Origin of the sequence: Pseudomonas sp. L13, assembly GCF_009935965.1 — a bacterium.
GTDB lineage: Bacteria > Pseudomonadota > Gammaproteobacteria > Pseudomonadales > Pseudomonadaceae > Aquipseudomonas > Aquipseudomonas lactis.
On record NZ_QODJ01000002.1, the window covers coordinates 25,527 to 40,602 of the forward strand.

Sequence of the window (15,076 nt, forward strand, 5' to 3'; positions counted from 1 at the left end):
CGGACTAATAAGATGGCATTGAAATCCCCCGCGTTTCGTAGAAAATTTCCGTTGCTGGTAACCGGCAGTCTGCTGGCCTTGCAACCTTTCGCCACCTCATTCGTGGTCGCCGCGGAACAGTATGACTGCTCAGTCTCTGCTTCGGGTGCCTGGGATTGCGCGCCGAAGACGGCCGCCGCCCCATTGCCACCGCGCCCGGTGCATGACGGTGCTGCCGTCAGCTCGGCCAACAGCACGCCGCAAGGCAAAGCTGGCGGCAGCGTCGACGCCGAGCCCAAGACCATGCTGGTCACCGAAGCCAAGGGCCGTGGCCTGCGTTCGCGCAGTGCCGACTACAGCCACCTGGACTGGGTACCTCGCGACAAGCTGACCGCAGCACAGTTGGCCGAAACCGGCCCTTACTGCGGCGGCGCGTACATCGAGCCGACTCGTCCTGGCATGAACGACAAGACGAACAAGAGCGATGCACCGACCTTCATCGGCGCCAAGGCCTCTCGTTACGAGCAGGAGCAGCAGGTTGCCACCCTGGCCGGTGACGTGGTCATGCGCCAGGGCAGCATGCAGCTGGAAGCGGACGAAGCCAGCCTGTACCAGGCCGAGAACCGCGGCGAACTGAACGGCAAAGTGCGCCTGCGCGACAACGGCGCCCTGATCGTGGGCGACCATGCCCAGGTCCAGCTCGACACCGGCGCCGCCCAGATCGACAACGCCGAATACGTGATGCACAAGTCACGCATCCGCGGTAACGCGCTGTACGCCAAGCGTGCAGAAAACGCGATCATCCGTCTCAAGGACGGTACGTACACCACCTGCGAGCCGGACAGCAACGCCTGGCAGCTCAAGGGCAACAACATCACGTTGAACCCGGCCACCGGCTTCGGTACGGCGACCAACGCGACGTTGCGGGTCAAGAACATCCCGATTCTGTACACCCCGTACATCTACTTCCCGATCGACGACCGTCGTCAATCCGGCTTCCTGCCGCCGAGCTTCAGCACCGGTGGGGAAACTGGCTTTACGCTGGTAACGCCGTACTATTTCAACCTGGCGCCGAACTACGATGCCACGTTGTACCCGCAGTACATGACCAAGCGCGGCATGTTGATGGAGGGCGAATTCCGCTATCTGACCAAGTCGAGTGAAGGGCAGTTTGGTGGGGCGTATCTCAACGACGATAACGATGAGCGGAAGAACCAGACCGACTACGAAAAGACTCGCTATATGCTCAATTGGCAGCATAAGGGTGGGTTGGATTCGCGTCTGACGTCGCAAGTTGATTACACCAAGATCAGCGATCCTTACTACTTCCAGGATTTGAAGTCGTATGAGGAAGGGGTTGAGAGTCAGGACTTCCTGAACCAACAGGGTTCCCTGACGTACCGGGGCGACTCCTATCAAGCTCGGTTGAATGTTCAGTCCTACCAGTTGGCGACAATCTCTCAAATCACGCCGTATGACCGACTGCCGCAGCTCACTCTCAATGGTCAGTTGCCATTTCATCCTGGCGGTTTGAACTTTAGCTATGAGACTGAAGCAGTCCGCTTTGATCGTGATTTGAAAAACGGTACCTTTACCGATGAGAACGGCGCTGTGACGGATCGCCTGGACAGCAATGTCACAGGCCTTACCCGTGCAAACGGTACTCGTCTGAACGTTGCACCAGCTGTCTCTTACCCGATGAACTGGAGCTACGGCTTTATCACGCCGAAGCTGAAGTACGTCTATACCAAATACGATTTGGATCTTGATGGTAAAGGCAAGTCGCAATTACCTGTCGGCCAGACCTTTGACAGCTCGCAAGATCGCTCCGTGCCTATCGCCAGCATCGACAGCGGCCTGTACTTCGACCGTAAAACCAATTGGTTCGGTAAAGACTACAACCAAACCCTCGAACCTCGTGCGTTCTACCTCTACGTACCGAATAGAGACCAAACCGAGATTCCTGTCTTTGACACCAGCGAGAACTCGTTCAGCTACTCCTCACTGTTCCGGGATAACCGCTTCAGCGGTTCAGATCGTATCGGCGACGAGAACAAGCTGTCCTTTGGCCTTACCAGCCGCTGGATTGAAGAAAACGGTTTCGAACGTCAACGCGCTTCCATCGGCCAAGCGGTGTACTTCAAGGACCGGGAAGTTCAATTGCCTGGCATCGACGCCAAGACACGTGATGATTCGCACTCGAACGTTTCGCCGGTTGCATTGGAATACGAGTTCCGCTTCAACCGCGACTGGCGTGCCACGGCCGACTATAACTGGGATACCGAAAGCCATAGCCCTCGCTCCGGTAGCGCAATGTTCCACTACCAGCCGGAAGACAACCCGAACAAGGTCGTCAACCTGGGCTACCGCTATCGTAACGACCAGGTGATCTACAACCAACTGACCGGCAAATGGCAGTTCGGTGGCAACTTCGGCGAAGAGGGCAAGCCTGACTTCGTGAAGGATTACTACAAAATCCAACAACACGACTTCTCGATGATGTGGCCGATCATTCCCCAGTGGAACCTGATCACCCGCTGGCAGTATGACTATGCCCGCAACCGTACCCTGGAAGCCTTCGGTGGTTTCGAGTACGACAACTGCTGCTGGAAACTGCGCGTCATCAACCGTTACTGGGTTTCCAACGACGAATACACGCAGCTCGCCCCTCAGAACGAAAAGGGTGACCACGGGCTCTTCTTCCAGATCGTCCTCAAAGGACTCGGCGGCCTGACCGGCGCCAAGGTAGAGAGCTTCCTCGACAAAGGCATTGAAGGTTATCGTGAACGTGAAGACAAAGCTTTCTGAGTGTTTGCGCCCGCTAGTGCTGGGCGCGCTGTTCCTGGGTACTGTGTCGGCACACGCCGCGGTTCAACAGCTGGATAAAGTAGCGGCCATCGTCGACAACGACGTGATCATGCAAAGCCAGCTGGACCAACGGGTCAAGGAAGTTCAGCAAACCATCGCCAAACGTGGCGGTGGAGTGCCACCGACCAGCGTCCTGGAACCCCAGGTGCTGGAACGCCTGATCGTTGAAAACCTGCAACTGCAGATCGGCGACCGTTCCGGCATCCGTATTTCGGACGAAGAACTGAACCAGGCCGTTGGCACCATCGCTCAGCGTAACAACATGAGCATTGATCAATTCCGCGCCGCCCTGGCTCACGATGGTTTGTCCTATGAGGACGCCCGCGACCAGATCAAGCGCGAAATGATCATCAGCCGTGTGCGCCAGCGCCGTGTGGCCGAACGGGTTCAGGTGTCCGAGCAGGAAGTGAAGAACTTCCTGGCTTCGGACTTGGGCAAGATGCAGCTCTCCGAAGAGTTGCACTTGGCCAATATCCTGATCCCAACCCCGGACGGAGCCAACTCTGAGCAGCTCAATGCCGCCGCCGCTAAAACCCAGGCGATCTACGAGCGTCTGAAAGCGGGTGCAGACTTTGCCCAGATGGCTATTGCTCAGTCCGGCAGCGACAACGCCCTTGAAGGCGGTGACATGGGCTGGCGTAAAGCCGCTCAATTGCCGCCTCCGTTTGATCGCGAATTGAGCGCTATGGAAGTCGGCGGCATTACCCAGCCAGCACGCACTCCGGGTGGTTTCATCATCCTGAAGTTGCTGGAACGCCGCGGCGGCGAAACCTCGCTGAAAGACGAAGTCCATGTTCGTCACATCCTGGTCAAACCGAGCGAAATCCGCACCGAGGCCCAAACCAAGGAACTGGCGCAGAAGATCTACGACCGTATTGAAAGCGGTGAAGACTTCGCCACCCTGGCCAAAAGCTTCTCGGAAGACCCAGGCTCTGCCCTTAACGGTGGCGACCTGAACTGGATCGACCCGAAAGCCCTGGTGCCTGAGTTCCAGCAGGTTATGGCCGAGACGCCACAAGGCGTATTGTCCAAGCCGTTCAAGACTCAATACGGCTGGCATGTGCTGGAAGTCCTTGGCCGTCGCGCCACGGACAACACCACCCAGGCCCGCGAGCAACAAGCCCTGACCGTGCTGCGTAACCGCAAATACGATGAAGAGCTGCAAACCTGGCTGCGTCAGATCCGTGACGAAGCTTATGTAGAGAACAAGCTGCCAGGCGCCGAGCAAACAGGCACCGACCAGGCACCCCAGTGAAACCCCAGCGTTTCGCGGTGACACCCGGCGAGCCAGCCGGCATTGGTCCAGACCTGTGCCTGCTGCTCGCCTCGCAACCCCAGCCACACCCCCTGATTGCCATTACCAGCCGCGACCTGCTCCTTGAGCGGGCCGCGCAGCTGGGTGTGGCCGTCAACCTGCTTGACGTGGCGCCGGGCAACTGGCCCGATCTGCCAGCCCCCGCCGGCAACCTGTATGTATGGGACACCCCGCTGCAGGCCAAAGTGGTGGCCGGGCAGTTGAACACGGCCAACGCGGCATTTGTGCTAGAGACGCTGACCCGTGCGGGCCAAGGCTGCATCGACGGCGACTTTGCCGGCATGATCACCGCACCCGTGCACAAAGGCGTGATCAACGAGTCCGGCATCGCCTTTTCCGGCCATACCGAATTCCTCGCCGAACTGACCCATACCGCTCAAGTGGTGATGATGCTCGCCACCCGTGGCCTGCGCGTGGCCCTGGTGACCACCCACTTGCCGCTGCGTGAAATTGCCGATGCCATCACTGCCGAACGTGTGGAGCGTGTCACGCGCATCCTGCACAGCGACCTGCAACACAAATTCGGCATTGCCCAACCGCGTATCCTGGTCTGTGGGCTCAACCCCCACGCCGGTGAAGGCGGCCACTTGGGCCATGAAGAAATCGACATCATTGAACCGACATTAGAGCGCCTGCGCCAAGAAGGCATGGACCTACGCGGCCCATTGCCTGCAGACACTCTGTTTACCCCCAAATATCTGGAGCACTGCGACGCAGTGCTGGCGATGTACCACGACCAGGGGCTGCCCGTGCTGAAATACAAAGGCTTCGGCGCCGCAGTCAACGTGACACTGGGCCTGCCGATCATCCGCACCTCCGTCGACCATGGCACCGCCCTGGACCTCGCAGGCAGCGGCAAGATCGATACCGGCAGCCTGCACGTGGCCCTGGAAACCGCCTATCAGATGGCCGAGACCCGTATATGACTGAGCATTACCAACACCGGGCGCGCAAGCGCTTCGGGCAAAACTTCCTGCACGACGCTGGCGTGATCGATCGCATCCTGCGCTCCATTCATGCCAAGCCGGAAGACCGCCTGCTGGAAATCGGCCCAGGCCAGGGCGCGCTGACCCAAGGCCTGCTGGCCAGCGGTGGGCAACTGGACGTGGTGGAACTGGACAAGGACTTGATCCCGATCCTCAACCAGCAGTTTGCTGGCAAAGCCAACTTCAACCTGCATCAGGGCGACGCGCTGAAGTTCGACTTCAATAGCCTTGGCGCTGCGCCTAACAGCCTGCGGGTAGTCGGCAACCTGCCCTACAACATTTCCACGCCGCTGATTTTCCACCTGCTGAACAACGCCGGTATCATCCGCGACATGCACTTCATGCTGCAAAAGGAAGTGGTGGAGCGCTTGGCCGCAGGCCCAGGCGGTGGCGATTGGGGCCGGTTGTCGATCATGGTCCAGTATCACTGCCGCGTGGAGCACCTGTTCAACGTCGGCCCGGGCGCGTTCAACCCACCGCCGAAGGTTGATTCGGCCATCGTGCGCCTGGTGCCGCATGCCGTGCTGCCGCACCCGGCCAAGGATCACAAGCTGCTGGAACGCGTCGTGCGTGAGGCCTTCAACCAGCGCCGCAAGACCTTGCGTAATACCCTCAAAGCCCTGCTGAGCAATGCTGAAATCGAAGCCGCCGGCGTCGATGGCAGCCTGCGCCCCGAGCAACTGGACCTGGCCGCGTTCGTGCGCCTGGCTGACCAGCTTGCCATCCAGCCAGCGCCTTTAATGGAATGACAAAACTGTAGGAGCGAGCTTGCTCGCGAAGACTTAACAGGCGCCACGTTTTTTCAGACTGAACGCGTTATCGTTGACGACCTTCGCGAGCAAGCTCGCTCCTACAGAGCATCAGACAGCATGTCTGGCCTAGTGCCCTCCTCTTGGCCTAGACTGACCCGCATCTGCTGTCCTTCGCTTTTAAGGCCTCTTGCATGTCCGATCCTCGCTATCAGATAGACGTCAGCGTCGTCACCCGCTTCCTGGCGGACCAATCGCAACCCGAACATAACCGCTTCGCCTTTGCCTACACTATTACAGTGAAGAACAACGGGCTGGTGCCGGCCAAGCTGCTGTCGCGCCACTGGGTCATCACCGATGGCGACGGCCAGGTCGAGGAAGTGCGCGGGGCAGGCGTTGTCGGCCAGCAGCCGTTGATCGACGTCGGCACCAGCCACACTTATAGCAGCGGCACGGTGATGACCTCCAAGGTCGGCACCATGCAAGGCTCGTATCAAATGAAGGCCACCGACGGCCAACTGTTCGATGCAATCATCAAGCCCTTCCGCCTGGCTGTGCCAGGAGCCCTGCACTGATGGCGACGTACGCGGTCGGCGACCTGCAAGGTTGCCTGGACCCTCTCAAGCGCCTGCTGGAGCGCGTCGCCTTCGACCCGACAAATGATCGCTTGTGGTTGGTGGGAGACTTGGTTAACCGGGGCCCACAGTCCCTGGAAACCCTGCGCTACCTCTATGGCCTGCGTGATTCCTTGGTATGCGTGCTAGGCAACCATGACCTGCATTTGCTTGCGGCCGGCAACAATATCGAGCGCCTCAAAAAAGGCGACACTCTGCGGGAAATCCTCGAAGCCCCAGACCGCGCTCAACTGCTCGACTGGCTGCGCCGGCAAAAACTCATGCACTACGATGAAGGCCGCAACATGGCCTTGGTGCATGCCGGCATCCCGCCCCAGTGGACGTTGAAAAAAGCGCTCAAATGCGCTGCCGAAGTTGAAACTGCGTTGGCCGATGACAATCTGTACACCGCTTACCTCGACGGCATGTACGGCAACGACCCAGTGAAGTGGGACAACGACCTCACAGGCGTCGCCCGCCTGCGAGTCATCACCAACTACTTCACGCGGATGCGCTTCTGCACGGCCGAAGGCAAACTGGACCTCAAAAGCAAGGAAGGCGCCGACACCGCCCTGCCCGGCTACAAGCCCTGGTTCGCCCACAAGGAACGCAAGGCCCGTGACACAAAGATCATCTTTGGCCACTGGGCTGCGCTGGAAGGCAAGTGCGATGAACCCGGCGTGTTCGCCCTCGACACCGGTTGCGTGTGGGGTGGCGCCATGACCCTGATGAACATCGACACGGGCGAGCGCCTCGACTGCCAGTGCCAATCGCCCCTTTCCATTACCCAGCCGGCCGCCACCAAGCCATAGGAGCCCGCAATGACCGAATTCAAACGTATCCCCCCCGAACAAGCCCAGGCCCTGCGCGAGCAAGGTGCCGTAGTGGTCGACATCCGCGACCAGCCTACTTATGCCGCCGCTCACATCACCGGCGCCCAGCACTTGGACAACGCCAACATCGCCGACTTCATCCGCGCCGCCGACCTCGATGCGCCGCTGATCGTGGCCTGCTACCACGGCAATTCCAGCCAGAGCGCAGCCGCATATCTGATTAGCCAAGGCTTCTCCGACGTCTATAGCCTGGACGGCGGGTTTGAGCTGTGGCGTGCGACCTTTCCTGCGGAAATTTCTTCAGGCGATTCGCAATAATTTTTTTCACACCCCGCTACCCCGCGTGACGCTTGGGCTTGCGCCGTTTCTGACGAACGGCGCAGCCAAACTAATTGCGCATCGCGCCTTGACCTCCCGGATTCCGAACTATCCTTAAGCGCAGGCCATCCGAATCAGGGGAGAGCCGGTACACCGGCGTACGGGTCATCGGTAGCGTTTCAGGGTGTTCTGGGGGGAAAACAGCCATTGGCGTGCGTCAATGGCTGCCAGCATCGACTGATTGATCCGGCGTCGGCTCCACGTATCGAGCGAGGTGACGACGTCATGAGTATCTTTAGCCACTTCCAACAACGCTTCGCGTCCACACAGCAGGAAGAACTCACGCTTCAGGAGTATCTCGAGCTGTGCAAACAGGACCGCAGCACCTACGCTTCTGCCGCCGAACGCCTGCTACTGGCGATTGGCGAGCCAGAACTGGTGGAAACCGCCAATAATTCGCGCCTGTCGCGGATATTTTCCAACAAGGTGATCCGCCGCTATCCGGCCTTTGAAGACTTCCATGGGATGGAAGAATGCATCGACCAGATCGTTTCCTACTTCCGCCATGCCGCCCAAGGTCTGGAAGAGAAGAAGCAGATCCTCTATCTGCTCGGCCCGGTCGGCGGCGGCAAGTCGTCCCTGGCGGAAAAACTCAAGCAATTGATCGAAAAGGTGCCCTTCTATGCGATCAAGGGCTCGCCCGTCTTCGAGTCACCCCTGGGCCTGTTCAACGCCACGGAAGATGGCGCGATCCTCGAGGAAGACTTCGGCATACCGCGGCGCTACCTCAACACCATCATGTCGCCCTGGGCCACCAAGCGCCTGGCCGAGTTCGGTGGTGATATCAGCCAGTTCCGCGTGGTGAAACTCTACCCGTCGATCCTCAACCAGATCGGCGTGGCCAAGACCGAACCGGGCGATGAAAACAACCAGGACATTTCTGCGCTGGTGGGCAAAGTCGATATCCGCAAGCTGGAAGAGTTCCCGCAGAACGATGCCGATGCCTACAGCTACTCGGGCGCATTGTGCCGGGCCAACCAGGGCCTGATGGAATTCGTGGAGATGTTCAAGGCACCGATCAAGGTGCTGCACCCACTGCTGACCGCTACCCAGGAAGGCAACTACAACAGTACTGAAGGCCTGGGGGCGATTCCGTTTACCGGGATCCTGCTGGCCCACTCCAACGAATCGGAATGGCATACCTTCCGCAACAACAAGAACAACGAAGCCTTCATCGACCGGATCTATATCGTCAAGGTGCCGTACTGCCTGCGGGTCAGCGACGAAATCAAGATCTACGACAAACTGTTGTTCAACAGCTCCCTGGCCAAGGCCCATTGCGCGCCCGACACCCTGAAGATGCTTGCCCAGTTCACCGTGCTGTCGCGCCTCAAGGAGCCGGAGAACTCCAATATCTATTCGAAGATGCGCGTCTACGACGGCGAAAACCTCAAGGACACCGATCCCAAGGCCAAGTCGATCCAGGAGTACCGTGACACAGCCGGTGTGGACGAAGGCATGAACGGTCTGTCGACGCGCTTTGCGTTCAAGATCCTGTCCAAAGTTTTCAACTTCGACCCTCACGAGATCGCCGCCAACCCGGTGCACTTGCTCTATGTGCTGGAGCAGCAGATTGAACAGGAGCAGTTCCAGGCCGAAACCCGTGAGCGCTACCTGCGCTTCCTCAAGGAATACCTGGCGCCGCGCTACATCGAGTTTATCGGCAAGGAAATCCAGACCGCTTACTTGGAGTCTTACAGCGAGTACGGCCAGAACATCTTCGACCGCTACGTGCTGTACGCCGACTTCTGGATCCAGGACCAGGAATACCGCGACCCGGAAACCGGCGAAATCCTCAATCGCGTGGCCCTCAACGAAGAATTGGAAAAGATCGAAAAACCCGCCGGCATCAGCAATCCGAAGGATTTCCGCAACGAAATCGTCAACTTCGTACTGCGTGCCCGCGCCAACAACAACGGCAAGAACCCCACTTGGCTCAGCTACGAGAAGCTGCGGGTGGTCATCGAGAAGAAAATGTTCTCCAACACCGAGGACCTGCTGCCCGTCATCAGCTTCAACGCCAAGGCCAGCAAGGAGGATCAACAAAAACACAACGACTTCGTCACACGCATGGTCGAGCGAGGCTATACCGACAAACAGGTACGGCTGCTCTCCGAGTGGTACCTGCGGGTTCGCAAATCACAGTAAGGCAGCGGCAAGCGCACACTGCCAGGCATCCGGCCTGGCAGTTGACCGCTTGTCCCTAAGCTTCCAGCTCGCGGCTTGAAGCTTGTAACGTGAAGCTGCCCGGAGGGCTCCCTATGAGCTATGTGATCGACCGACGCCTCAATGGCAAGAACAAAAGCACGGTAAACCGCCAGCGTTTCCTGCGGCGTTACCGTGACCACATCAAAAAGGCGGTAGAAGAGGCCGTTAGTCGCCGTTCCATCACCGACATGGAGCATGGCGAACAAATCAGCATTCCCGGCCGGGACATCGACGAACCGGTGCTTCACCATGGTCGCGGCGGCAAACAGACCGTGGTGCACCCCGGCAACAAGGAATTCACCACCGGCGAACATATCCAGCGTCCGCAAGGCGGTGGCGGCGGCAAAGGCCCGGGCAAGGCCGGCAACTCTGGCGAAGGCATGGATGAATTCGTATTCCAGATCACCCAGGAAGAATTCCTCGAATTCATGTTCGAAGACCTGGAACTGCCCAACCTGGTCAAGCGCAACCTCACCGGCACCGACACCTTCAAGACCGTACGCGCAGGCATCAGCAACGAGGGCAACCCTTCGCGTATCAACATCATCCGCACCCTGCGTTCAGCCCATGCCCGGCGCATCGCCCTGTCCGGCAGCAGCCGCGCCAAACTCAAGCAGGCCAAGGAAGAGTTGGCACGCTTGAAGCGCGAAGAACCGGACAACTTCGGCGATATCCAGGAAATCGAGGCAGAAATCGAAAAACTCAGCGCGCGCATTCACCGCGTGCCGTTCCTCGATACCTTTGACTTGAAGTACAACCTGCTGGTCAAGCAACCCAACCCCAGCTCCAAGGCCGTGATGTTCTGCCTGATGGACGTTTCCGGCTCCATGACCCAGGCCACCAAGGACATCGCCAAGCGCTTCTTTATCCTGCTGTACCTGTTCCTGAAACGGAACTACGACAAGATTGACGTAGTGTTCATCCGCCATCACACCAGCGCCCGGGAAGTGGACGAAGAGGAGTTTTTCTACTCGCGGGAAACCGGCGGCACCATCGTTTCCAGTGCACTGAAGCTGATGCAGGAGATCATGGCCGAGCGCTACCCCGCCAACGAGTGGAACATCTACGCCGCCCAAGCTTCTGACGGCGATAACTGGAACGACGACTCGCCGATCTGCCGGGACATTTTGATCAACCAGATCATGCCGTTCGTGCAGTACTACACTTACGTCGAAATCACCCCCCGTGAGCACCAGGCCCTGTGGTTCGAATACGAGCGCATCGGCGAAGCCTTTGCCGACACGTTCGCCCAGCAGCAACTGGTCTCGGCCGGCGATATCTACCCGGTCTTCCGTGAACTCTTCCAGCGCAGGTTAGTGACATGACCGCCAAAAAAGAGAACAAGCGCCAACCCATTTCCACCGGCTCCGAGTGGACCTTCGAACTGATCCAGGCCTATGACCGGGAAATCAGCCGTATCGCGGCGGGTTATGCCCTGGACACCTACCCCAACCAGATAGAAGTCATCACTGCTGAACAGATGATGGATGCCTATGCCTCGGTGGGCATGCCGCTGGGCTATCACCATTGGTCCTACGGGAAACACTTCCTCAGTACCGAGAAGTCCTACACCCGTGGCCAGATGGGCCTGGCCTACGAGATCGTGATCAACTCCGACCCGTGCATCGCGTACCTGATGGAAGAAAACACCATCTGCATGCAGGCGCTGGTGGTGGCTCATGCCTGCTACGGGCATAACAGTTTCTTCAAGGGCAACTACCTGTTTCGCACCTGGACCGATGCCAGTTCGATCATTGATTACCTGGTGTTCGCCAAGCAATACATCATGCAGTGCGAGGAGCGCCACGGTATCGATGCGGTGGAAGACCTGTTGGACTCCTGCCATGCGCTGATGAATTACGGGGTCGATCGCTATAAGCGTCCCTATCCTATTTCCGCCGAAGAGGAGCGCCTGCGCCAGAAGGAACGCGAGGAGCACCTGCAGAAACAGATCAACGACCTGTGGCGCACCATCCCCAAGCGCGCCGACAAGAACAGCGACAAGGACAATGCACGCTTCCCCGCCGAACCTCAGGAAAACATCCTGTATTTCCTGGAAAAACACGCACCGCTGCTGGAACCCTGGCAGCGTGAAATCGTGCGCATCGTACGCAAGATCGCGCAATATTTTTATCCCCAGCGCCAAACCCAAGTGATGAACGAAGGCTGGGCTACCTTCTGGCATTACACCCTGATGAACGACCTGTACGACGAAGGCCTGGTCACGGACGGCTTTATGATGGAGTTCCTCACGTCCCACACCAGCGTGGTCTTCCAACCAGGCTTCGACAGCCCGTATTACAACGGCATCAACCCCTATGCGCTGGGTTTTGCCATGTACCGCGATATTCGCCGTATGTGCGAGCACCCCACCGAAGAAGACCGCCGCTGGTTCCCGGAAATCGCCGGCAGCGACTGGCTATCGACCATCAAGTTCGCCATGAGCAGCTTCAAGGATGAGAGTTTTATCCTGCAGTATCTGTCGCCCCAGGTGATTCGCGACCTCAAGCTGTTCAGCATCCTGGACGACGACCTCAAGGATGACCTGGTGGTGCCTGCCATCCACGACGAACCCGGCTACCGCATCATTCGCGAAACCCTGGCCGCGCAATACAACCTGGGTAACCGCGAGCCTAACGTGCAGATCTACAGCATCGATGTGCGTGGCGACCGTTCGCTGACCCTGCGTCACCAGCAGCACGACCGCAAACCCTTGGGCGAATCCACTGAGGAAGTGCTCAAGCACCTGCATCGGCTCTGGGGTTTTGATATCCATCTGGAAACCCTGCAGGGCGACCAGGTGATGAAAACCCACCATGTGCCACCGCGCAGCGATCATAACGACAACGACTACGGCCGTCTGGACATGGCCGTCGTGCATCTCTGAAACAGCAAAGCCTCCATTGGCCAGGCTCAGGCGTTATCCTGTGCCGCTAATGGAGGCTTTTTCATGAAAATCTACAAAGTCGGCGGCGCCGTGCGTGATCGCCTTCTGGGCATCGAGGTCACCGATATAGACCGTGTCGTCGTTGGCGCGACGGCCGAAGAGATGCTCGCCAAGGGTTATAAACCGGTGGGCGCCGATTTCCCGGTATTTCTCGACCCGAAGAACGGTGACGAATACGCCCTCGCTCGCACCGAACGCAAGAATGGCCATGGTTACGGTGGCTTTATATTCCATGCGAGCCCCGACGTTACGCTGGAAGAAGACCTGATCCGGCGTGACCTGACCATCAATGCCATGGCGGAGGACGACGAGGGTAACCTGACCGATCCTTACCACGGCCAACGCGACCTTGAAGCGCGTATTTTGCGGCATGTTTCTCCCGCGTTCGCCGAAGATCCACTCCGCGTATTGCGCGTTGCACGCTTCGCCGCGCGTTATGCGCCTCTTGGCTTCACTGTCGCCCCCGAGACCCTGGAGTTAATGCGCCAACTCAGTGAGTCCGGCGAGCTAAAGGCCCTTACCCCCGAGCGCAGCTGGAAGGAAATCTCACGGGCGCTGATGGAGGCTCAACCCCAGGTATTTATCCAAGTGCTGCGTGACTGCGACGCGCTGAAAACCTTGATGCCGGAGGTGGACGCGCTGTTCGGCGTGCCGCAGCCCGCAGCGCATCACCCGGAAATAGACACTGGCGTGCACACCTTGAGCGTGCTGGAGCAGGCCGCCCTGCACAACCAACCGTTGAGCGTGCGCTGGGCCTGCCTGCTGCATGATTTGGGCAAAGGCCTGACGCCTGTGGATAAGTTGCCGCAGCATATTGCCCACGAACAACGCGGCCTGAAGCTGATCAAAGCGGTGAACGAGCGTTTCAAGGTACCGAGGGATTGCCAGGAATTGGCCTTGCTCGTGGGGCAATATCATACCCATGGGCATCGTGCGCTGGAGCTCAAGGCCTCGACATTGCTGGAGTTGCTGCAAAGCTTCGACGTGTACCGTCGGCCGCAACGCTTTGAAGAGTTCGTCGTAGCCTGTGAAATGGACGCTCGGGGCCGACAGGGTTTTGAGCAACGCAGTTATCCACAGGCCGATTACTTGCGCGCAGCGGCAAAGGCTGCACGCGAAGTGCCGGTCGCGCCACTGCTGGAAAAAGGTTTCAAAGGCCCCGAATTGGGCGAGGCGCTCAAGCGCGAACGGCTCAAGGCGCTCAAAGCCTACAAGGAACAGCAAAAGCCCCTGTAGGAGCGAGCTCGCTCGCGAAGAACCTCAACGATGACGCAGCGCCCTCAGGTTTTTCGCGAGCAAGCTCGGCTCCTACAAAAGAGCTAGCGGCGTGAGTGGCTGACCCTGCCACTCGAACGCCACAGGTGCCAATACCTGATCAATCTGCGCGTCTCGCCACAGCTCGGCCATTGTCTTGCCCGCCTCAGGGTGCATACGCTGCGGCGCCATCATCGACAGCGGCCACAACACAAAGGCGTTTTTCAGAATTTCGGCTCGCGGCAGGACCAAGCCATCAAAATCGCCCACCAGATCGCCATACAACAACACATCGATATCCAGCGGCAGGCCTTTGCGGTCGGGCGCGTAGCGGCCATTGTCGGCCTCGATGGATTTCAAGCGGCGATCCAACTCCATCAACGGCAGGTCGGTATAAGCCGACACAACCAGATTAAAAAACGGCCCGCTCTTGATACCCACCGGCTGGCTTTCGAACACCGCTGAACAGCGCATATCCGTCAAGAAGGCCGCCAACGCATCCAAGCCAGCGCATAAACGAGCTTCACGCTCGATATTGCTGCCAAGCCCGAGGTAAACCTGAGTCAACGACATCCGCGCTCGATCTCCACGCCCACGCCCTTGGCAGCCGGTACCGCGCCGGGCTTGGTCAACTTGAGGTGCAGCCAGGGAATCTGGAATTCACTCATCAACACTTCGGCCAGGCGCTCGGCAAAGGTTTCCACCAGCTGGTACTGGGACTGCTCGGCAAAGGCCTGGATACGCGCAGACACTCTGGCGTAATCCAGTGCCAGGGTCAGGTCATCACCGGCCGCGGCTGGGCGATTATCCCAGGCGAAGCTAAGGTCCAGGCGCAGGCATTGCCGGATTCCGCGCTCCCAGTCGTAAGCCCCGATCACGGTGTCGACTTCCAGGCCTTCGATAAACACTCTGTCCAAGCACTTTTCTCCGCAGCACGACAAGGGC

The 15,076-nt window shown here is 58.7% G+C and carries 13 protein-coding genes; 11 read left to right on the top strand and 2 right to left on the bottom strand.

The window, feature by feature from the left end:
* The first annotated feature begins 12 nt into the window (after positions 1-12).
* From DK871_RS01830 to DK871_RS01880, 11 genes are all read left to right on the top strand, one after another.
* Complete coding sequence (locus DK871_RS01830; protein ID WP_161903787.1) at positions 13-2,787, top strand: LPS-assembly protein LptD; 2,775 nt, start codon at positions 13-15, stop codon at positions 2,785-2,787.
* On the top strand, positions 2,768-4,102 hold the full coding sequence (locus tag DK871_RS01835; protein WP_161903911.1) for a peptidylprolyl isomerase: 1,335 nt from the start codon (positions 2,768-2,770) through the stop codon (positions 4,100-4,102). The genes DK871_RS01830 and DK871_RS01835 overlap by 20 nt, the downstream gene beginning before the upstream one ends.
* A complete protein-coding gene (gene pdxA, locus DK871_RS01840; protein ID WP_161903788.1) occupies positions 4,099-5,088 on the top strand; it encodes a 4-hydroxythreonine-4-phosphate dehydrogenase PdxA in 990 nt (329 codons plus the stop codon). Before DK871_RS01835 ends, pdxA begins: the two co-directional genes overlap by 4 nt.
* A complete protein-coding gene (gene rsmA / locus DK871_RS01845; RefSeq protein WP_161903789.1) occupies positions 5,085-5,897 on the top strand; it encodes a 16S rRNA (adenine(1518)-N(6)/adenine(1519)-N(6))-dimethyltransferase RsmA in 813 nt (270 codons plus the stop codon). The genes pdxA and rsmA overlap by 4 nt, the downstream gene beginning before the upstream one ends.
* Before the next feature lie 194 nt (positions 5,898-6,091).
* Complete coding sequence (gene apaG, locus DK871_RS01850; protein ID WP_056783994.1) at positions 6,092-6,472, top strand: Co2+/Mg2+ efflux protein ApaG; 381 nt, start codon at positions 6,092-6,094, stop codon at positions 6,470-6,472.
* Positions 6,472-7,323 (top strand): symmetrical bis(5'-nucleosyl)-tetraphosphatase, encoded by an 852-nt coding sequence (locus tag DK871_RS01855; RefSeq protein WP_161903790.1) that lies wholly within the window; start codon positions 6,472-6,474, stop codon positions 7,321-7,323. The genes apaG and DK871_RS01855 overlap by 1 nt, the downstream gene beginning before the upstream one ends.
* 9 nt (positions 7,324-7,332) lie before the next feature.
* Entirely contained in the window at positions 7,333-7,662 is a 330-nt protein-coding gene (gene glpE / locus DK871_RS01860; RefSeq protein ID WP_161903791.1) for a thiosulfate sulfurtransferase GlpE, read from the top strand.
* Positions 7,663-7,947: 285 nt separating this feature from the next.
* Positions 7,948-9,870, top strand: a complete 1,923-nt coding sequence (locus tag DK871_RS01865; protein WP_003194732.1) for a PrkA family serine protein kinase — start codon at positions 7,948-7,950, stop codon at positions 9,868-9,870.
* A gap of 113 nt (positions 9,871-9,983) precedes the next feature.
* Positions 9,984-11,255, top strand: a complete 1,272-nt coding sequence (locus tag DK871_RS01870; protein WP_003194735.1) for a YeaH/YhbH family protein — start codon at positions 9,984-9,986, stop codon at positions 11,253-11,255.
* Positions 11,252-12,817 carry a SpoVR family protein gene (locus tag DK871_RS01875; RefSeq protein WP_003194736.1) on the top strand — a complete coding sequence of 522 codons (1,566 nt, stop codon included), beginning with the start codon at positions 11,252-11,254 and terminating at the stop codon, positions 12,815-12,817. Before DK871_RS01870 ends, DK871_RS01875 begins: the two co-directional genes overlap by 4 nt.
* Positions 12,818-12,880: 63 nt before the next feature.
* Positions 12,881-14,113 (top strand): multifunctional CCA addition/repair protein, encoded by a 1,233-nt coding sequence (locus DK871_RS01880; RefSeq protein WP_161903792.1) that lies wholly within the window; start codon positions 12,881-12,883, stop codon positions 14,111-14,113.
* Positions 14,114-14,185: 72 nt separating this feature from the next.
* On the opposite strand, the gene folK is transcribed toward DK871_RS01880, so the two are convergent.
* Complete coding sequence (gene folK, locus DK871_RS01885; protein WP_161903793.1) at positions 14,186-14,704, bottom strand: 2-amino-4-hydroxy-6-hydroxymethyldihydropteridine diphosphokinase; 519 nt, start codon at positions 14,702-14,704, stop codon at positions 14,186-14,188.
* Positions 14,695-15,048, bottom strand: a complete 354-nt coding sequence (folB, locus tag DK871_RS01890; RefSeq protein ID WP_032895029.1) for a dihydroneopterin aldolase — start codon at positions 15,046-15,048, stop codon at positions 14,695-14,697. Before folB ends, folK begins: the two co-directional genes overlap by 10 nt.
* Between the last annotated feature and the right edge of the window lie 28 nt (positions 15,049-15,076).